At 51.9% G+C, this 18,468-nt stretch carries 20 protein-coding genes; 2 read left to right on the top strand and 18 right to left on the bottom strand.

Annotated features, from left to right (window positions below):
- Positions 1-83: 83 nt before the first annotated feature.
- The 4 genes from BM231_RS24920 to BM231_RS27090 form a co-directional block, all read right to left on the bottom strand.
- Complete coding sequence (locus tag BM231_RS24920) at positions 84-1,757, bottom strand: bifunctional protein tyrosine phosphatase family protein/NAD(P)/FAD-dependent oxidoreductase (RefSeq protein ID WP_093523881.1); 1,674 nt, start codon at positions 1,755-1,757, stop codon at positions 84-86.
- A gap of 27 nt (positions 1,758-1,784) precedes the next feature.
- Positions 1,785-2,669 carry an MBL fold metallo-hydrolase gene (locus BM231_RS24915; RefSeq protein ID WP_063295905.1) on the bottom strand — a complete coding sequence of 295 codons (885 nt, stop codon included), beginning with the start codon at positions 2,667-2,669 and terminating at the stop codon, positions 1,785-1,787.
- A gap of 148 nt (positions 2,670-2,817) precedes the next feature.
- A complete protein-coding gene (locus BM231_RS24910; RefSeq protein WP_063310275.1) occupies positions 2,818-3,030 on the bottom strand; it encodes a YgaP family membrane protein in 213 nt (70 codons plus the stop codon).
- Between the two features lie 114 nt (positions 3,031-3,144).
- A complete protein-coding gene (locus BM231_RS27090; RefSeq protein WP_167550332.1) occupies positions 3,145-3,348 on the bottom strand; it encodes a hypothetical protein in 204 nt (67 codons plus the stop codon).
- 39 nt (positions 3,349-3,387) lie between these two features.
- On the opposite strand from BM231_RS27090, the gene BM231_RS24905 reads away from it, so the two are divergent.
- Positions 3,388-4,506: a glycosyltransferase family 29 protein gene (locus BM231_RS24905; RefSeq protein WP_208860636.1), complete on the top strand. Its 1,119-nt coding sequence runs from the start codon at positions 3,388-3,390 to the stop codon at positions 4,504-4,506.
- 107 nt (positions 4,507-4,613) lie between these two features.
- On the opposite strand, the gene BM231_RS24900 is transcribed toward BM231_RS24905, so the two are convergent.
- From BM231_RS24900 to BM231_RS24875, 6 genes are all read right to left on the bottom strand, one after another.
- Positions 4,614-5,282, bottom strand: coding sequence for a Crp/Fnr family transcriptional regulator (locus BM231_RS24900; RefSeq protein WP_063310273.1), 669 nt, complete (start codon positions 5,280-5,282; stop codon positions 4,614-4,616).
- A 145-nt stretch (positions 5,283-5,427) separates the two neighbouring features.
- Positions 5,428-6,585: a protein kinase domain-containing protein gene (locus tag BM231_RS24895; protein ID WP_093523877.1), complete on the bottom strand. Its 1,158-nt coding sequence runs from the start codon at positions 6,583-6,585 to the stop codon at positions 5,428-5,430.
- Between the two features lie 155 nt (positions 6,586-6,740).
- Positions 6,741-8,354, bottom strand: coding sequence for a protein kinase domain-containing protein (locus BM231_RS24890; RefSeq protein ID WP_093523875.1), 1,614 nt, complete (start codon positions 8,352-8,354; stop codon positions 6,741-6,743).
- A 159-nt stretch (positions 8,355-8,513) separates the two neighbouring features.
- The gene (locus BM231_RS24885; RefSeq protein ID WP_093523873.1) at positions 8,514-9,287 is read right to left on the bottom strand and encodes a crotonase/enoyl-CoA hydratase family protein; all 774 of its coding nucleotides are present in this window, start codon (positions 9,285-9,287) and stop codon (positions 8,514-8,516) included.
- 192 nt (positions 9,288-9,479) lie between these two features.
- Positions 9,480-10,358, bottom strand: coding sequence for a hypothetical protein (locus BM231_RS24880; protein ID WP_093523871.1), 879 nt, complete (start codon positions 10,356-10,358; stop codon positions 9,480-9,482).
- A gap of 349 nt (positions 10,359-10,707) precedes the next feature.
- The gene (locus BM231_RS24875) at positions 10,708-11,586 is read right to left on the bottom strand and encodes a hypothetical protein (protein WP_093523869.1); all 879 of its coding nucleotides are present in this window, start codon (positions 11,584-11,586) and stop codon (positions 10,708-10,710) included.
- 296 nt (positions 11,587-11,882) lie between these two features.
- Between BM231_RS24875 and BM231_RS24870 the strand changes: the two genes are divergently transcribed.
- Complete coding sequence (locus BM231_RS24870) at positions 11,883-12,905, top strand: GSU2403 family nucleotidyltransferase fold protein (RefSeq protein WP_093523867.1); 1,023 nt, start codon at positions 11,883-11,885, stop codon at positions 12,903-12,905.
- A gap of 16 nt (positions 12,906-12,921) precedes the next feature.
- On the opposite strand, the gene BM231_RS24865 is transcribed toward BM231_RS24870, so the two are convergent.
- From BM231_RS24865 to cyaB, 8 genes are all read right to left on the bottom strand, one after another.
- Positions 12,922-13,260, bottom strand: a complete 339-nt coding sequence (locus BM231_RS24865) for a hypothetical protein (RefSeq protein ID WP_063318127.1) — start codon at positions 13,258-13,260, stop codon at positions 12,922-12,924.
- 469 nt (positions 13,261-13,729) lie between these two features.
- Positions 13,730-14,845, bottom strand: a complete 1,116-nt coding sequence (locus tag BM231_RS24860; protein WP_208860635.1) for an alpha/beta fold hydrolase — start codon at positions 14,843-14,845, stop codon at positions 13,730-13,732.
- Positions 14,846-15,046: 201 nt separating this feature from the next.
- The gene (locus BM231_RS24855; RefSeq protein ID WP_093523863.1) at positions 15,047-15,331 is read right to left on the bottom strand and encodes a hypothetical protein; all 285 of its coding nucleotides are present in this window, start codon (positions 15,329-15,331) and stop codon (positions 15,047-15,049) included.
- Between the two features lie 143 nt (positions 15,332-15,474).
- Positions 15,475-15,738: a hypothetical protein gene (locus tag BM231_RS24850; RefSeq protein ID WP_063310263.1), complete on the bottom strand. Its 264-nt coding sequence runs from the start codon at positions 15,736-15,738 to the stop codon at positions 15,475-15,477.
- Between the two features lie 33 nt (positions 15,739-15,771).
- Complete coding sequence (locus tag BM231_RS27245) at positions 15,772-16,746, bottom strand: helix-turn-helix transcriptional regulator (RefSeq protein ID WP_208860634.1); 975 nt, start codon at positions 16,744-16,746, stop codon at positions 15,772-15,774.
- A gap of 304 nt (positions 16,747-17,050) precedes the next feature.
- Positions 17,051-17,437: a VOC family protein gene (locus tag BM231_RS24840; protein ID WP_093523861.1), complete on the bottom strand. Its 387-nt coding sequence runs from the start codon at positions 17,435-17,437 to the stop codon at positions 17,051-17,053.
- On the bottom strand, positions 17,434-17,739 hold the full coding sequence (locus BM231_RS24835) for an ArsR/SmtB family transcription factor (protein WP_093523859.1): 306 nt from the start codon (positions 17,737-17,739) through the stop codon (positions 17,434-17,436). Before BM231_RS24835 ends, BM231_RS24840 begins: the two co-directional genes overlap by 4 nt.
- A gap of 137 nt (positions 17,740-17,876) precedes the next feature.
- Positions 17,877-18,467 carry a class IV adenylate cyclase gene (gene cyaB / locus BM231_RS24830; protein WP_093523857.1) on the bottom strand — a complete coding sequence of 197 codons (591 nt, stop codon included), beginning with the start codon at positions 18,465-18,467 and terminating at the stop codon, positions 17,877-17,879.
- Position 18,468 lies beyond the last annotated feature (1 nt).

Genomic DNA, 18,468 nt, shown 5'->3' with positions numbered 1-18,468 from the left:
GCCTTCAAAGTGCATAGATTAATCCGGGGAAGCAGCTCCCCCGGATACATGATAGTAATTCAGCAAAGGCCGCAATGCTTATTTTAGCTAGCGCTAACCTTCTCAGGCTTGATCATCCATTCCTTGCCGCGCAGCATTGCCCACCAGTAAACCGGTGGCAGGATCTGCTCTTTAAGGATCCAGGCTGCGCGCGTCGGCTTGGTGCCGTCCAGCAGCCATGTAGGGAAGCTTGGCAGCAAGGTGCCGCCGTACCCAAACTCAGCCAACACGATCTTTCCGCGCTCCACGGTCAGCGGGCAGGAGCCATAACCGTTGTACTTTGCTGATGGTAATTGGCCTTTGATGTCCGCAACGAGGTTTTCAGCAACGATTGGCGCTTGCATGCGAGCTGCGGCGGCTGTTTTTGCATTGGGTGCGTTCATCACATCACCCAGCGACCAGATATTGCTGTGCGTTTTGTGGCGCAACGTCATGTGGTCCACATCCACCCATCCGGCGGCATCTGCCAGTGGTGACACGCGGATGAAGTCCGGCGCGGATTGCGGCGGGCATACGTGGATCATGTCAAAGTCAACTTCCACCCGCTCAACCGGCGTGTCCGGCTTTGCCACGTCAAACCATGCCTTCTTTGCAGGGCCATCAATGGCGACCAGATTGTTGAAGAAGTTGAGGTCTGCGTTGTACAGGTCGATGTATTTTTCCAGCGCAGGCACATAGTCCTTCACGCCAAACAGCACACCACCAGCATTGTGAAACTGGATGTCGATGTTCTTCAAAACACCTTGCTTGCGCCAGTAATCACCAGAAAGATAAAGCGCTTTTTGCGGAGCACCAGCACACTTGATTGGCATTGGAGGCTGGGTAAAGAGCGCACGGCCCTCCTTCATGTTGCTCACCAGCTCCCACGTGTAAGGCGCCAGATCGTAACGATAGTTGGAGGTCACCCCGTGCTTGCCAAGTGTGGATACAAGACCCTCCACCTTGTGCCAATCCAGCTTCAGGCCGGGGCACACAACAAGGCGGTCGTATTTCACGACACGGCAACCATCGAGGATGACCGCATTGTCTTGCGGTTCAAACGCAGCCACCGCAGATTTGAGCCAGTGCACGCCTCGCGGTATCAAAGAGCCCATGGTTTTGGCGGTCTGGGAGGCATTGAAGACGCCACCGCCAACCATGGTCCAACCCGGCTGATAGTAATGAATATCAGCAGGATCAATGACAGCGATCTCAAGATCGCCCTTACGGGATTTCAAGCTCGCGGCCACGGCAATGCCAGCAGCACCGCCACCCACAATCACCACATCAAACGAAGCATCGGCGCGGTCTGTTGGTGTTCTGCCACCATTGGCAATGCGGCGCACGACGCCTGCCATGTCATAACCAGCGGATTTGGTGGCTGCCAGAATGTCGGCCACAGTCAGCGTTTCAGCCTGGCTGAGAGACCACAGCGTGGCACAGCGCGTACCAGTGCGGCAATAGGCCAGCACAGGGCGCGGAATTTCATTCATGGCCTTGCCAAAGGCCTCGGCGTCTTCGTCAGACACCTTACCGGAAATGACCGGCAGATAGCGTGTTTCCAGACCGAGCTTCTTCGCTGCAGCTTCAATCTCGTCAAACACCGGCTGGTCTGCACCTTCCCCGTCCGGACGGTTGCAAACAATACTGCGGAAGCCCAGGTCCGCGATCTTCTGAACGTCTTGCGCAGTAATCTGCGGACAGACAGAAAGTGATGAGCTGATACTCTTAATATCCATGATGTTTCCCCTCCTCACATCATCAGATCAAAGTGCGTTGACTGGCACTTTGAGCATTGGAACGCCGTCCTCATCGGTCGGCACTGCACCTGCACGCATGTTCACCTGCAAAGACGGAATGATCAGCTTTGGTACGTCCAGCTGCGCATCACGCTCTGTGCGGAATTTGATGAAGTCTTCACGGGAGTGGCCTTTACCAACGTGGATGTTGTGTTCTTTCTCTGCGCCCACTGAGGTTTCCCACTCAATGTCGCGGCCATTCGGGCCGTAGTCGTGGCACATGAACAGGCGCATCTCGTCGGGCAGCGACAGTACCTTCTGGATGCTGTCATAAAGAGTTGCTGCATCCCCGCCCGGGAAGTCAGCACGAGCAGAGCCGCCATCCGGCATAAACAGGGTATCGCCCGCAAACGTTGCATTGCCCACTACATGAACCATGCAAGCAGGAGTGTGCCCCGGAGTGTGAATGGCAAACGCAGTCATGGTTCCGATCTGATAGCTGTCCCCGTCCTTGAACAACTTGTCAAACTGGCTTCCATCGCGCTGGAATTCGGTTCCCTCATTGAACACCTTGCCAAATGTGTCCTGAACCACGGTGATGTTCTCACCAATGCCGATCTTGCCGCCCAACTTCTCCTGAATGTACGGAGCAGCTGAGAGGTGGTCGGCATGAACATGGGTCTCAATCAGCCATTCAACCGTCAGGCCATTGTCCTGCACGTATTTGATGATTTCATCCGCATTGTCATAGGTGATGCGGCCCGCTGCATAGTTGATGTCCATTACGGAATCCACGATAGCAACGGAGGATGAGGCAGGATCCTTCACCACATAGCTGATTGTGTTGGTGCCGGGGTCAAAAAAGGCCCTGACTTCAGGCTCGACAGCCATGTTCACGGGGTAGTTCGTCATAACTTCCTCAATAAGTTAACGCGTGCGCAGTGGCGGTCGATGGTACGTGCACTTGTTTGTTTTCGTGTTCGACCGCCTGCACAGCCGCCTAAGCATTTCTTATTATATTTTTTTGTCAGAAATCAGTTTGTGATCTCCGGGAAGATGCTTAAACGCGGCAGGTCTTAATTCCAAAAATGGAGTAGAGCGGGCAAATCCGCACGGCGGAAACCAGCAGCATTACAATGCCGACAATGATTGCGCCATAAAAGAAAAGTGGCTGCGCAAACAAAGAAATATTGGTAGACAACGGCAGTGCAATCAGCACAACACCGATAATAAAGCGAAGAATGCGGTCAATAGTTCCAACGTTAGCCATCATAGTCTCGTCCTCCAGGTACGTGGCCTAACGGATAACGAGTCTTCGCAAAGGGTTCAGTGACGAAGTCACCAAACTCGGCTCCAAGCCCCTCTTTTCTTCGAAGCGCCTTAAAAATCAATGCGAAATGCCCAAAGGCCATAATGCCAGCTGGTCATCCCAGAACAATCCATAGGTTTCAGAGACTAGTTTTCTGGCTAGCATGGCGTTGAAGGGCACTGCGGAGAGATCCGATTGCCCAAAACGTGCGCCAGAAAGCAGTTGGGGTTCCAGTTGACCGAAGTCACCGTAGTAAACAAAGATTTTTACACTCAGCTTCATAAATCAAACCCCGGGTATGGCACCTCCTCGTCCTACCTGATGGACGTAATCCTACCGCTGGCAGAAGACGTGAAGCCTGCAAGAATTCTGGATTACGGCTGCGGGAAAAGCTCATTGATTGAGGAGCTTGCGGCGAACCTGCAATGCACTTCACACCGATATGATCCCTGCATCGCAGAATACAACGACATGCCGGAAGGGCGTTTCGATCTTGTGCTGAACACGGATGTGCTGGAGCACGTGCCGGAGGACGAGCTGGACGATGTTTTGGCGGATATTCAGGCCAGATCAGACAAGGTGGTCTTCCATATTCCAACGCTTTACGCGACAGCCTTGCTGGCGGACGGCTCCAACGCCCACTGTACCGTTCGCTCGTCCCCCTGGTGGCAGGAGAAACTCTCGCTGCACTTTCCATATGTTGAGGTTTTACGCAGCACCAATAACGATCAGCAATTCTATGTCACCTGGGATGCTTCAACTGAAGCGCGGCAAAACCTGAAGCGGGTGTACCGCCAACGCAGACGCGCCAATTCAGTGACAAAGCGCAAACATATTCTGCGCATGCTGCGAATGAAGCTGTTGAGGGGTTTCGTGCCCAAACACGAGTTGCAAAATGACATTGCAGGCAAGCGCATCGCTGTCGTCGGCAACGCGCAATCCCTCAGCAACAAAGAGTATGGGCCGGAAATTGACAGCCATGACATCGTGATCCGGCTGAACCGTGGCGCAATCCCTCACGTTAAAAGCCACGGTCAGAAGCTCTCATGGGTAGCAACGAGCCTCGATATTCCAAAAAGCTTTGTGTATGGCGAGCAGGCGCGGCGGATTATCTGGACACCAGCCGAGCGTGGATTTTCTCTTCCACATTGGCTCGCCCGGCACAGAGATGTTGTCTATCTGATGAAATCAGCAGAGTTGAAACGCTATCAGGCGCGCACCGAGAAGAAACCGAGCACGGGATTCCGTCTGTTGGGACTGCTGGAAGAGTTGGGCGGCTACAAGCACATCAACATCTACGGCTTTGATTTCTTCGCATCCCCCACGAACACCAACCACATAGAGCCCAGCAAGGCGCGGGCAGATCACGATTATGACCGCGAGCATCATGAAGTTCAGAAATGGATAGCTCGCGACCTGAGGGTTTCTCTTAAACTCTGAAGATTTAGAGCATATCGCATTCATGTGCATTCACACACCGAACTCTAAACCCTTATTCTTACGCGTATTCTTATCCGAAAACCGGAACCATTTTTCGGGAATACGCTCTAGGCCTTCGCCAGTACTTCCAGTCCGGCACGGTCAACAATCTCGATGGTTCCGCGGGATTGGGTGATCCAATCACGGCGCTGAAACTCTCGCAGCTGGCGAGAGATCACCTCACGCGCAGTACCCAGTTCTGCTGCCATTTGCTGGTGCGTAGTGACCACTTGTTTACTGCTGCCAGCAAGTTCCAACAGTTTCTGCGCAAGGCGGATGTCCATGCGCTGGAACGCGATTTCCTCGATCACCAAAAACAGGTCGGTGATGCGCTTGGAATAGGCGGAGAACACAAAGCGGCGGAAGGTTTCGGATTGGGCGATGAGGTCATCAAACACCATGCGCGGAATAGCGACAGCCTGCGTGTCTGTCTCCGCAATGCCTTCTGCTGAATAATCTTCATAGGCCAACAAACAGGCCGTCGTCAGCACACAGCTTTCGCCTGCATGCACACGGTAGAGAATAATCTCGCGACCGCCTTCTGAAAGTTGCTGTACACGCACGGAGCCCGAGAGCAAAAGCAGGAGGTTTTCCGGGGCTTTACCGGGGCCAAAGATGATTGTGTCGGCAGGTACGGAAACAATGGTGCTACGATTAACCAGAATTTCCCTGATGTGATTTTCCAGCTTGGAAAGGCCTTGGAATCGATCGATCCAGTTAGCAGCAGCGATTGTCATGTTTCCCTCCCGAAACGCCCCCGAAAATGCGCGTGTCTTTGGCATAGTGCATAAAAGCGTTTAGCGCAATCAGGGCCTTTAGAAGAAGAATAATCTAACTTCCCTACGTTACCAGCCACATTCAGGAATAAATTTTCGCCTCGCCTTATTCCGGACGGGCGCTAACAACACCCAAAGCCTCTTCGGCTGACAAGCGTTCTTCCGGAGATAGTTTCAGCAATCCTTTAATCGCACCCTTGATGTTGTCCGGGGTGCCGTCCAACCGCGCTTCCAGCTTCTCATCCAGCAAAGATTGATCATTGCTGCTGCCACTGCGGAACTCCTGAAGGTCATCAATCAGCTCCTGCTGTGCATTTTTGCCAGCAGCTGCCGCAACAAGCACCAAACCACCGGCCCAGGAATCCACCTTTGAGGACAGCTCTGCCCCATCAACAAATCGTTCAGGCGGCTGGTTGTTCGGCGTGCCGCCAATCTCCATTTCAAAATGCTGCCCATCCTCACAATCGGCGGCAACACCCTCATGCGCCGTTGCATAGTCAAAGCTGGTGATCACCGGTTCTGTACTATCTTCCTCACGAAACTGGATGGTGTCGATATTCAGGTCCTGATGAAAGATGTTTCGCTTTTGCAAAAACGCGACTCCGGCCAGCAGACCTCCGGCGAAGTCGTTGAGCGGCTCTTCATCCATGCCTTTGTCTGCAGGAAGGCGATCATCCAGCGACCCTCCCTTCAGCTTCTCGCGAATGGCGAAGGGTTCTCCAAACTCTGTCAGGCCTGCACCTTTCAGCTTCAGGATATTCTCGCTACCGGGCGCCTGATCAAACTCACCAAGAGCGGTGAGGATCTTGGCTTCGTGCACCAGCAGCTCCGCTCCCACAAAGGTTGGTGGAGAATCCGGTCCAGCAGCATACGCATTTGGCCGCTTGATCACGGCATCTTCCATATATGGATAGTCTTGCACCACGCCAGACGCATCGTACGACAGCACATTTTCAGCGTTGGCGGCACCGCCCGTCACAGGAGGGCTAACCTTGCCTGTCACATCCATGGCATGTTCTTCAGAGATGCCAAACATGTTGCCGTAGGGCTGTTTGCCAGCGCTGGTGTTGCCGTGTTGAAAAGCTGAGGGTACGGAGTCTGGCTCAATGACCATGGTTCCGTCTGGTTTGGTTTGCACCTTGATGGGGCTGTTGTCCGGAGGCGTTTCGCGCGCGGTTTCAGAGCCCGCTCCAGCTTGTGCTGGCGGAAGATCTATGCTCAAGACTCTGGCGACAGCTTTCATCCACGCGTCATAATCAGCCATTGTCACCTCTGGAAACGTCACCGGTCATGCAAACCACGCGTGATCTCCTCGTTTTAGCCAAGAGTTGGATGGAGTATCGTTTGTCGCCTGAGTGGTGGAAAGCAATCAGCATAAACAGCGTATAGGCGAACCTACCAAAATGCAGAGAATTGCAGCTACTGCTGCTCATCTTCTGGCTGATCTTCAATCAACGCCAACGCTTGCTCAGCAGCCATTCTCTCATTCAGATCGATCTTCAGAAGTCCTTTGATCACGGCCTGAATGTTTGGCGGTACATTTGCGATGCGCGGATCAAGAAAGGCGTCATAAAGCCCCTGATCTCTGCGTCCGTCTCGTCTACGAAACTCTGCGGTTTCATCAAGGAAAGCTTGTCGCCCCTCATTGCCAATTGCCGCTTGTAACATCAGAATGCCACCATTCCAGGAGTCGATCTTGCCAGTCATCTGGCCATTATCATCGTGTACTTCCGGCGGTTGAATATCGGGAGACCCGCCTCTCTTATAGCCAAAGTCCCGGCCATTTTCGTGGTCAGAGGCGATGCCCTCATGCGCCGAGGCTGTATCGAAATCACTGATAACCGGCACAGTGCTGTCATTGTCGCGAAACAGTATGTTATCAGCCTTCAGGTCCTGATGAATGATGTTCCGATTTTGCAAAAACGTCATGCCCGAGAGAACGCCCTTTGCAAAGTCATTCAGTTGCGGCTCATCCAGACCGCGATCATCAGGGATACGATTTGCAAGTGTGCCGCCATTCATCTCTTCCATAATCAGGAACGGATCACCAAATTGCGAAATGCCAGAGCCTCGATATTCGATGATATTCTCTGCCCCCTTCGCATCTTTGAAATGAGAGAGAGCGGTCAGGATTTTGGTCTCATGCACAATCTGATCAGCACCAACAAACTGCAATGAACCATTTGCTTCTTCCATCGCATGGCATCGCTTGATAGCGGAATCTTCAATATCCGGGAACTTTTGCAAGTATCCTGTCGCGCCACTCGCGAACACACTTTGCAGCCGCTCGTTGTCAACCTTATTGGGCGGTGTGAGCAGACCCTCCACATTCATCGAATGCTCGGTAGGTTCATAAGTCACCTTGTCTCGCCGACCTATCCTGCGTTCCCGTTTGGCTTTAATCGTGGCTGGAACAGAGCGTCGATCAATAACCATGGTGCCATCATTTTTCCGGTTCAGGCGGATCGGGCTGCCTGCCTGCGGCATCTCGTTGTAAAGCCGACGTTCTGGTGGCTGCTCGCCCTCCCCTGGCTGCGGATCATGCTGGTGCAACTCGCGATGCTCGGGCAGTTCCAGTTCTTCAAACTCCTCGTCATCCATATCCTCCTGCTCGCCCGCTTCATAAGGTGGCGGAGGATCGTAGGGCGGCGGGGCCTCAAACGGGATTTCCGGTTGCCGCTGGTCTACACCGCGCTGTTCAGCACCCCGCTCAATGTCGCGTTCGTCCTCATCATCTCCAAGGGCCAGAAACTCGCCTCGCTCTTCGATAATGCGGCCTTGCTGATCGCGCGTGGGCCGCTGCTCAATGCCTTCCTCAATGTTTTCCTGCTCTTCATCCTCAACGAGGGCCATAAACTCGCCGCGCTCTTCCTCAGGCCCATCAACAATCATCTGCTCCACGGCATTGTCACCTTGAGGCGGAATCTCACCCAGTCGAACATTCAGCGCTCGTTCCACAGCATCCAGCCATTGCTCTTGCTCTGGCGGCAGGGTTTCCTGATTTCCAGCGGGGTCTTGAGGTTGAGCAGGCACGGAGTTCCTCCCAAAATCGGTCCTGAGAGGCATATTATATCATGCTAAGAAAAATGCCTTCCGTTAAGTAATGTTTATTTGAGTTTAGGTGCAGGCAGACTTAGCAAGACCCGCAAAATCGAGCATCCTGCGTTTACTCAGTCGCAATCAATATGCCCGTCAGCTTTCCACGCCAACTCCATGCCGCCCTTTGCCGTGGCTGAAAGCCGTTGCGCCGGAAACGGTCTCCCCGCTGGAGATCACTGAAAGGCCACGCCGCATCTCATTCTTGATCGCCTCAGCCTCCGTCATGTCCCACTGCTCAAACATGGAGAGTCGGTCACTGCGCATGCACATTTGCGGAAACTGCGCGATATGAGCGGCTAATTCCTTCGCTTTGGAGAGAGCCTCTCCGTCTTCCACGAGACGATTAACGAGGCCAAAGGTCACTGCTTCCTCACCACTCACACTCCGTCCAGTCAGGATCATGTCCGCAGCGCGTGACTGCCCAATCAAACGCGGCAGGCGGATGGTGCCCATATCAATCAATGGCACGCCAAACCGTCGGCAATAGACGCCAAACACGGCGGACTTTCCGGCCACACGCATATCCGCCCAAAGCGCCAGTTCCAGCCCACCAGCCACCGCATGGCCCTCAATCGCCGCAATCACCGGCTTGGAAAGCCGCATACGAGACGGGCCCATCGGCGCGAAGTCGCCTTCTTCTTGCAGAGTGTTGAGCTTGCCTTCTGAGATAGCTTTAAGGTCAGCACCCGCGCAGAACGTTCCTTGAGCCCCGGTGAACACAGCAACGGCAAGGCTGTCGTCTTTATCAAAGCGGGTAAAGGCATCCACCAGCAGCTGTGCCGTCTCCCCATCCACCGCATTGCGTCGCTCGGGTCTATCAAGCGTAATAACCGCTGTCGTCCCCTCAACCTCAAAACCAACCACCATAAACCCCTCCCCTGAAATGCAGGAGAAGCCTAACAGAACTTGCAGAGCCCCGTCAGCCATTCAAAGGTGGAGTGTGGGAAGGATAGCGGTATAGACATTACTTGCGTGGACTGTCTATACCATCTTCTTCACAATGTTAATCAGGCTATCAGAACGGCACGAACTCGAAGGTCAGAGCCTTCATCCAGTCCATTACAAACTGAACGAGGCCAGAACGCTTGGAGATGTTGCATTGGCCAGAGAGAAAACCTGTTTGGCGAGTTCTGACTGCACTGTTTGTGCTTTCTCCCGCGCCAACTCTACATGCATGTCTTTTTCAATTTCCGGCGCAACTTCAGCATCGACAGGTCCCTCTGGCTTGGAAAGCATCTCAATCTGAGCATCACGTGCAGAGCCGATACTGTCATGGACACCCTCAAGCGCCGCGCTCCAGTTGCTAAATGCCTCTGCGAGAACGCCTACAGCCACATCCGCATCACCTGCTAACATCTCTGAGAAATCAAAGGTGAGAACGTTGATCCCTGCCATGCCTGCATTTTCTGCAGCTTCGCCATTGAGAACCCAAGTCAGGATGTTTGTCTGATCGTTTGGCTCGCCATCCGTGCTGCCCGGAAGAATGCTCTCCAGTTTCTCACGGATTTCATCATTCTTGAGATACGGGTTGTCAGGATTAAACTCGATGCCATCCGCAACTATGGCCTGAACGTTTTCCTGAAACTTGGAAAGCTGATCGCCAAGAAGCGAATAGTTACCCGTGTTGTGGGCGACCTGAGCGTAAGCGTTCATCAAAGAGAACTCAGCCTTAAGCGGAATGGTTTTTGTAGTAATCTCCATTGCCTTAAGCTTGGGTGTCACCTCTGACCAATCTTTTTCAAAGATCTCAGCGTAAACCTTGTCTGCAGCTTCTGCATCCAGGGGAGCAGGCTCGAAGATGCCTTTAGCAGCGTCAACCCGAAAGCTCTTAAAACTCTCATCTGCTTCAAAATAGGCCAGAGTCGAACTAGATCGCTCTACAGGGTTTTGTGTTTCGAACAGCTGAACACTGCTACTATTTAAATCAACAGAATTCATGCTTCTGCCCCTCTCTGGAAATAATGGGACATCTCGGCGAATCCGAGTCTGCAGAATAGCTTCATGCTCTTTCGTCGAAAGTCTGCAGTAAACCTGATAACGAAATCAGTTATATACGAAAATACGTTATTAAAGGCAGGAGTATTTTATCATATTACATGCATCAATCACATGAAACATTATAAATGAAGCAATTCATTACTTAGGAAAATCGATTCCATTGGTTTCAACCTCAATACATTTGGAATCAGAACGCGGTATAGACATTTTCAAACCAAACTGTCTATACCGAATCTTAGCATCCAGATCTTCAGAACGGCGCAAGAGCAGGCGCAATTTTTCCAATCCATTACAAGCCGAAGGACGCCAGAGCGCTTGGAGAGGTCGCATTGGCAAGAGAGAAAACCTGTTTGGCGAGCTCGGTTTGCACGTGTTGCGCTTTTTCTCGCGCCTGATCCACGTTCATGTCTTTTTCAACGTTTGCGGCAGCCTCAGAGACGAGGGATTCTGCTGGCTTGGAAAGCATCTCAATCTGAGCATCACGAGCAGAGCCGATACTGTCATGGACACCCTCAAGCGCCGCGCTCCAGTTGCTAAATGCCTCTGCGAGAACGCCTACAGCCACATCCGCATCACCTGCCAACATCTCTGAGAAATCAAAGGTGAGAACGTTGATCCCTGCCATGCCTGCATTTTCTGCAGCTTCGCCATTGAGAACCCAAGTCAGGGTGTTTGTCTGATCGTTTGGCTCGCCATCCGTGCTGCCCGGAAGAATGCTCTCCAGTTTCTCACGAATGTTGTCATTATCAAGATACGGATTGAAAGGATTAAATTCGATACCCCTCGCAAGCATGCCCCGCACGCCTTCCTGAAAATTTTCAAAGCGATCTGTAAGACCTGAGTAGTCTTCATTTTCGTCCGCAAACATCAACGAGGAACTCATCGAGGTAAATGCGACTCGAAGTGGAGCAAGTTCAAAGTCAAGTTCTGCGGCGTGATATCTGGCCGTTAACTCTGCCAGTACACTTCTGGTTTCTTCAGAAATAAGGCTATTCGAAGTTCCTTCACCGATGGCAACGGGCTTAAAGTCAATCCCTGACGCGTTCGCTCGAAGAGTCTTAAGGTCCTCATCGGCTCCCCGTTGCACCGCAGAGGAGTTGGGTTGCTGCACAGGGTTTTGTGTTTCGAACAGCTGAACACTGCTACTATTTAAATCAACAGAATTCATGCTTCTGCCCCTCTCTGGAAATAATGGGACATCTCGGCGAATCCGAGTCTGCAGAATAGCTTCATGCTCTTTCGTCGAAAGTCTGCAGTAAACCTGATAACGAAATCAGTTATATACGAAAATACGTTATTAAAGGCAGGAGTATTTTATCATATTACATGCATCAATCACATGAAATATTATAAATGAAGCAATTCATTACTTAGGAAAATCGATTCCATTGGTTTCAACCTCAATACATTTGGAATCAGAACGCGGTATAGACATTTTCAAACCAAACTGTCTATACTGCCCAAATGACAGATTTTCCTCTCGCTTATCAGAACCTCGCTGCGGATTATATTCAGAAAACGCATGATGATAGCAGGGCTCTTCGGGGCTCGGTTTATCAGCAAGCGAAGGGGAATGTTGAGAACGTTTTCGTCAAGATGCCCGTGGGGGCTGGTCGCAAGAGCCTGTATGTGGGGCCAGCTTTGCAGCCGGAAACGCAGGCAAAAGTCGAGCGGATCAAGCATGCCAGCGAGCGGGCGCGAGCGCGGCGTAAGGACCTGAGCGTACTCAACAAAGTCGGCGTGCTGTCTACCCACAGCTATGCGGGCCGCGTGCTGGATGCGATGGCTTATCACGGCCTGTTCCGCAATGGTGCCATTCTGGTGGGCACGTTGGCCTACCAATGCTACCCGCTTCTGCTGGGATGCACGCTGCCATCTACTCAACTGGCGACCGATGATGCAGACTTGGTGGCTGCCTCACTGGCAATCAAGGCAGATGAGGGCGTCGATATGCTCTCGATCCTGAAGGATGCCGACCCGAGCTTTGAGCCAATTCCGGAACTGGACGGACGCGCAAAACCTTCCCGTTTCCGCTCTCGCATCGGGTTTGTGGTGGATCTGTTGACGCCAACACGCAAGCGCGGAGAAAAACAACCGTTAGAGCTGCAGGGGTTGGATGCGGGAGCCATGAGCCTGCAATATCTTGCCTGGCTGATTGACGACGCCTCTCCGGCAGCCTTGCCGTATGGCGCAGGCATTCCGGTTTTTGTGCCACGTCCTGCGCGCTATGCCGTTCACAAACTCATCCTTTCGCAGAAACGAGCCCATACAACCATTAAAATCGCTAAGGACCTGGCACAGGCCAAAGCCCTTATCGAGGTGTTGGAACGGGCATGCCCCGGCTTGATTGGCGACGAACTTTTGGATGCCCAATCTCAAGGCAAACAAGGCTGGAGTGACCCGATCGTCAAAGCCATGAAAGCTCTCTGGCCGGACGGTTCATGGCATGAACGCCCAGAGTTTGAGGATTTTGTTGAAGGGCTATAAGGCCCGCTTTCAAAACTCACGCCATGAACAGATTGCTGATGTTGCAGTCTTGCGAAAGATGCCCTTTCTCCCAAATGGAATAAACAATATTCCCAGCAGTATTGAGGACAGAAGGCCCTAATTCATTTCCGTTCATATCAACGGGCACAAAATGAAACTGCTGAGAAGTGTTTGTACCCCCCCTATCAAAAATCCGATAGCACATGTCCGGCTTCAGCTCTCCGTCCATCTGTCCTTTGATAAACGCGGTTTTCAAATACCCGTAGCTATCAAACTCACCATTTCCAACCCACATAACACTCCCCTTAGTATTGGCCTCACCGTCATCAAAGCTGAGAGTATCGCCTGCATACATACAGAGCATCTCCGCCTTTATAGGGAGCTAAAGTCACAATAGCAGCACACCGACCTCTGAGCATTCAGGGGGCTTACAGTCTCTCAGGTTTCTTGAAGGCTTAAGGAAGACGCGTTATATTAGGTAAGTGGAACGGGAAGCGCTAACTCCCCGCTCCTGTTGTTAGGTTATCCTAAAGAGGGCCCGAAAGTAGACTGCCAGTCGTCTTCGGGCTCTTTTTACTTTGAACCTCAATTCAAATCTCACCTAACTACCACCTCCTTTGACCAGGCTTTGCTTCTGTCGGAGCGCCTAATCCCTCCGATTGCACTGACTGGCGGGTACTGCTGCTTCGTAAAAGGGTGGTATGAGTGAGCGTATGCTGGCCAGAACAAACCGACAACATCATGATTTATCTAGCTTATTTTTACCAATGCATTTTCATAGATGAAATTCGACAGTATTTTGAGTCCTGCTCAACTCGCTCCGTTTAACTGGCTTCAGTCACACTCACATGTTTCTGCAGGAAGGCGTGGAAGACTGCGTCGAACTCCTCTGGTTTTTCTATGTAAGCGGTGTGGCCGCATTTCTTGACCACATAGCGCTCAACGCTTCCACCATTTGCCTCATAACGGTCCAGGGCGTCGGAGGTTTGGGTGACCATCAGTTGGGGTGGGAAGACCTCTTCGCCGGGCCAACTGGGGAGGAAACCGAGTTTGCCCAATGAACCCAGATCGAACATGGAGGAGTCGGAGACGACAAGATCATCCGCACCATGCACCCAAAGCACGGGTGGCTTGGCATCCACATCGCAGAACCCAAGTGGGTTTGCCTGACGGTTGGGTGCGAGCGCGTTGATGCTGCCAAAGCGGCCCGGAGCGACACCTGGCCAGTTGGAGGAAGGCAACACGTCCCCCGGATAGGATTTGTCGCCTGTGTGCTGAGCAAACACGGTTGCCATGCATGCTTCCATCCGCTTGGGCTGAAATGGCGGTTTCCAGACAAACGTGTTGAGGATATTGCGCGGAGAAAAATCGCTCCCCGTGCTGCTGTCTTTGTCCATAAGCAGCTTAACAAACTCAGGGTTCACTGCTGCTGCCCCACTGCCTGCGCCATCCTCAAAACACGGCGTGCCATCCGCTTTGGAGCATCCAAAGCCAAATGGAGAAGATGGACTGACTTGCGTGAGCGACAGAACACGCTGCGGATAATCGGCAAGAAACTGCCAGAGCACACCGCCGCCAAGCGAATGGCCGACCATGTGTGCGGTCTTGATACCCAGCTCATCCATCAGCGCGGCGAGATCATCAGCAAAGTCCTTGGTACCACGGGTTGCATCCACAACAACAGCAGGGTCAGCGCCTGCATAACCGCGCAGGTCCGGTGCAATGGCGCGAAAAAACTTCGGAAGACGCTGCATGGTTTCTTCAAACCACGTTGCCGCAGAAAGATTGCCATGAATGAAGAAGATCGGCACACCATCTTCAGGGCCAGAAAACAGCACCCGCGTGGTCAAGCGCGCAGATTGAACAGATCGCGCCTCCAAGAGTGTCGGAATATCAATCATCTTCACCCCAATGCTTTGGTGCACCTTGCGATCAGACACAGAAAAATGCCTGGGACGCGCGCACAGGGCCAACCGCTTAAAGCAGTTTGGTTGCCCACACATAAAAGCAAACCAACTCAAATAGCTAAAATTTTAATAATGATGACGGCGCTGGTGCGCTGATGTCAAGGTTCCACACCATGCACGCGGGGTGGGCGTAAGCAAAAGAGCAGAGGTCAAGGTGTAGGCGTGCGGTGTCCCTCACCGCCCGCGCCGGGTAGATGTCGCCAGTGCCTTGATTTCCAGCAGGGCTTTTACCGCGATTTTGCGGCTGGTCAGGCTGAGCTGCCGTTGCCAGGCGTCCTCATGACGAGACCAGCGAAACGCATTGCTCTTTAAGATCCGGCAGATCTCCTCGCTGGGTTGCTCATCAAACACAAACTGAATGCGGTTGATGCGCGGGTTCTCTTTCACCGTCAGTCCAGGAACACGAATACTCCCCGGTTCGACCAGCTGCTGTTGTTGCCGAGGATTGTCTTGGGGCATAGCCTCGATCCTTTTTCTGTCTGCTATTCCTGAACGGGCAGAGGCGGAGTACCAACGGCTGGCCTGATCTGATGCCAGTTACCTGACCCGTTGAACTCCTTCTCCGCATCACCCGGCACAGGGGTGTAGTGCTGCAATCACCCTCAATCTACGTAGGTTGGGTCAGCTGCATGTTGAAGCAGAGCAATAACCCTTAAACTTCGATCCTGCAGATCCTCATTATGTCCCATAATGGCGTGATTGATAGTGAGCAGCATGTCGTACTCTCGCGTATGCTCCAGCCGGCTTGTCAAAACGATGTTCAGTGCTTCCACGAGGTTCTTCAATTGACAGGATGCAAGTTGAAGGCCTTCTAATTCCTGATAAAAAGAGGTGTCATCCTCTCTGAGAAAGTCCAATTCCGCCATTCCACTTCACCCCATATTTTCCAAATTAGCGGCTTATTCCGTGTTTTGGTTATCTCGCGAATGTCTCCGGTATTTTGCAGGAGACACCCCAAATTGCCGCGTGAACGCACTTATGAAATTGTTGTAGTGGCGGTAGCCGATGTGCTGCGCAATCTTGGAGAGCGAGGCGTCACTCTGCTCAATCGTTTTGCGGGCAATCTCCAGCCGCTCATTGCGGTAGACTTCAAAAACCGTCCCACCGAATATCTTCTTAAATCCACTGTTAAGCCGCTTCTCACCAAGGTTCACTTTGTACGCCAGATCACTCAAAGACAGCGGCGTACTGAGGCTTCCCATCAACAGCTTGTAGGCACGTTGAACACTCGCCACTTCATACTCATTCAGCATTCCGGCGGCAGATACCTGATTGCTGAGAAAGTTGGCTTTGAGTGCCATTAGTTGCAGCACCGCCCCTTCAATAAACAGATTCCGCATCGTCCCAACCAGCGGACTGCTGATCACGGACCGCACAAGCCTCCGCATCTCAGGTGTTGGGCGAAACTCCAGCAGGTTGAACCCCTGCTCACTGGGTTTCAGAAACGGTAGAAACGTAGCCGGAATATCCTTTTCGAGCGCCCGCATTAGATACTCCTCAGAAATGGAGTAGGAAAGCATCTGCAGGTCGGTGCCACGGGCAATCTGAAATTTTGTAGTAGACGGTCCGTATTTGACGAGATTCGCTCTATCTGCATTCAGGGTAAACTGCTGAACACCCGCCACGGTTGCAATCAACGATCCTTGCAGGAGAAAGTTTCCTGAAATTGTGCAAGCCTCGTTTCTAAATGAAGTATAGCAGGCGCTAAAATCCCTCTTCGGAAGTATTTTTGCAATCCGTACCTGAAATTCTTGGCTATATTCTATATTACTTATTATCGCGGAGACATTCTCATTATTAACGTATATTGGGGCAGATGCATCAAAATACTTGCGAAAATGTCCGTCATTCAAATAGGACCCTTCTGATTGCATCTAAAATTCCAGTCATAACTATTCCAAATTTAAATTCATTATGCATTTATACCTAGCGCATATTTTTAGTATCAACTAAACAACCCAACTTAACCCCAAGATTACCTTTGGGAATATTTTCAGCCTTTACGCATAGAAAAACGGGTACAAACGACAAAAATGGGCAGCCCAAACGGGTTAACAAAAGGACTTAAACCTTTTGTGCCCGGCAGGTGCCCATTTCAGTATTATTATGTAAAGCTCTGGTCACTTTGATGTTTTGAACCTGCCACAGCAGGTTGCAGTGACCCTCAGGCGCCAGAAATCAGGGAAGCTGAACCAGTTGGATAAGATTACCGCACGTATCATCAAAGACGGCGAGTTTTACATCTCCAAATGAGCTTGGGGCCTGTACAAAATTGACACCGAGTGTCTCAAGGCGTTGGTGTTCTTTATCCAGATCTTCCACGCTGAAAGACGCAGCAGGAATGCCATCAGCTGAAAGAGCTTTCTTGAAGGGTGAAACTGCCGGATGGCTGCTCGGTTCAAGCAGCAACTCAATGCTGTTTTCGTCTTCCTTGCTGATCACAGTCAGCCAGCGGCTCTCGCCAAGAGGAACATCGTTCTTCTTCTCAAAGCCGAGCTTTTCAGTATAGAACTCCAGCGCTTTTTGCTGATCATCGACAAAGACGCTTGTGATATAAATCTTCATTCATTCTCTCCAAACTTAGAGAGCCATCCGGAACGCAACTCTGCCAGTGGCTTGGTGTTCAACGAATGCAACTTCGTCGTCCCCTGCCACTCGACAACAAGTACGCCAGCCGCCTCTAATGCTGAAAGGTGCCGCGAAAAGGCCTGCCTCGTTAAGTCGACACCGTATTCCTGTAAAACCCGTGTATGGATTTCGAAGAGCGACTGCCTGCTACGCCGGGACAATTCGTCAATTATTCGCCGTCGCGTGCTGTCGCCAAGTGCTTTGAACAGTGCGTTAAGATGATCATCTGCTGCAGTCATACCCCCTTATGCAACAAAATAGTTGCATAATCAAATGCAACATTTTCGTTGCATTAAAACAAACCCTACCAGTCTTAGCCGACGCATCCCTGAAAACGGCGGATTACACTTATAAATAACGAATATTTTGCAACAGGTTAGGCTTCCAAAGCCTGTTGCATGGCGCGGTAAGATTGGGTTTGCAGAGCGTCTGAGGAGAGGTTGAAGCTGTCGGCCAGTTCGCCGATTTCCTGCTCGAATTGCGCCAGTTTGTCAGCATCATTTGTCATGATGGCCAGTTCAACAAAACGGCCAAGGCCTGGGAGCTCGTCCAGCGTGACGTGGAATTTGCCGAGGAAATAGATGTCGCGTTTCTTTTCCAGTCGCTCAACCTCCTCAAACCCCAGAGACAGGATCATGGCGTTCGCCTGATCCGCATCTGCCAGATCCATGGAGATGCATTTGTCCGGTCCCGGCCCTTTGCTGATCCAGAGCGCACGGCCTGACGGACGCATGACGCGCAGCACGTGTTGCTGGTTGTTGTTGGCAAGGCGGCTGTCCGCAAGGTCATAGAAGATGTCTTGCTCTGTATTGCCAAGGGTGAAAGGCACGGCACCACGTGCTTCCAGCTGACAGCGGATCACCTCAAGGTCGGCAACAGCATACTTGCGCTCAACCTCATAAATACCGGTGAAGTGATCACCCGGATCACACAGCATGCCTTTGGTTTGCAGATCGGTCCCAGTCATC

Source organism: Pseudovibrio ascidiaceicola (assembly GCF_900114245.1).
In the GTDB taxonomy this organism is placed as follows: domain Bacteria; phylum Pseudomonadota; class Alphaproteobacteria; order Rhizobiales; family Stappiaceae; genus Pseudovibrio; species Pseudovibrio ascidiaceicola.
Note: the sequence above shows the minus strand (reverse complement) of the source record. Positions and strands in the feature narration are given on the sequence as shown.

Bases quoted from the DNA above. Each gene is read 5' to 3' on its own strand.
- BM231_RS24920 (WP_093523881.1), bottom strand. From the start codon at position 1,757: ATGGATATTAAGAGTATCAGCTCATCACTTTCTGTCTGTCCGCAGATT.
- BM231_RS24915 (WP_063295905.1), bottom strand. From the start codon at position 2,669: ATGACGAACTACCCCGTGAACATGGCTGTCGAGCCTGAAGTCAGGGCC.
- BM231_RS24910 (WP_063310275.1), bottom strand. From the start codon at position 3,030: ATGATGGCTAACGTTGGAACTATTGACCGCATTCTTCGCTTTATTATC.
- BM231_RS27090 (WP_167550332.1), bottom strand. From the start codon at position 3,348: ATGAAGCTGAGTGTAAAAATCTTTGTTTACTACGGTGACTTCGGTCAA.
- BM231_RS24905 (WP_208860636.1), top strand. From the start codon at position 3,388: ATGGACGTAATCCTACCGCTGGCAGAAGACGTGAAGCCTGCAAGAATT.
- BM231_RS24900 (WP_063310273.1), bottom strand. From the start codon at position 5,282: ATGACAATCGCTGCTGCTAACTGGATCGATCGATTCCAAGGCCTTTCC.
- BM231_RS24895 (WP_093523877.1), bottom strand. From the start codon at position 6,585: ATGGCTGATTATGACGCGTGGATGAAAGCTGTCGCCAGAGTCTTGAGC.
- BM231_RS24885 (WP_093523873.1), bottom strand. From the start codon at position 9,287: ATGGTGGTTGGTTTTGAGGTTGAGGGGACGACAGCGGTTATTACGCTT.
- BM231_RS24880 (WP_093523871.1), bottom strand. From the start codon at position 10,358: ATGAATTCTGTTGATTTAAATAGTAGCAGTGTTCAGCTGTTCGAAACA.
- BM231_RS24875 (WP_093523869.1), bottom strand. From the start codon at position 11,586: ATGAATTCTGTTGATTTAAATAGTAGCAGTGTTCAGCTGTTCGAAACA.
- BM231_RS24870 (WP_093523867.1), top strand. From the start codon at position 11,883: ATGACAGATTTTCCTCTCGCTTATCAGAACCTCGCTGCGGATTATATT.
- BM231_RS24865 (WP_063318127.1), bottom strand. From the start codon at position 13,260: ATGTATGCAGGCGATACTCTCAGCTTTGATGACGGTGAGGCCAATACT.
- BM231_RS24855 (WP_093523863.1), bottom strand. From the start codon at position 15,331: ATGCCCCAAGACAATCCTCGGCAACAACAGCAGCTGGTCGAACCGGGG.
- BM231_RS24850 (WP_063310263.1), bottom strand. From the start codon at position 15,738: ATGGCGGAATTGGACTTTCTCAGAGAGGATGACACCTCTTTTTATCAG.
- BM231_RS27245 (WP_208860634.1), bottom strand. From the start codon at position 16,746: ATGCAATCAGAAGGGTCCTATTTGAATGACGGACATTTTCGCAAGTAT.
- BM231_RS24840 (WP_093523861.1), bottom strand. From the start codon at position 17,437: ATGAAGATTTATATCACAAGCGTCTTTGTCGATGATCAGCAAAAAGCG.
- BM231_RS24835 (WP_093523859.1), bottom strand. From the start codon at position 17,739: ATGACTGCAGCAGATGATCATCTTAACGCACTGTTCAAAGCACTTGGC.
- cyaB (WP_093523857.1), bottom strand. From the start codon at position 18,467: ATGACTGGGACCGATCTGCAAACCAAAGGCATGCTGTGTGATCCGGGT.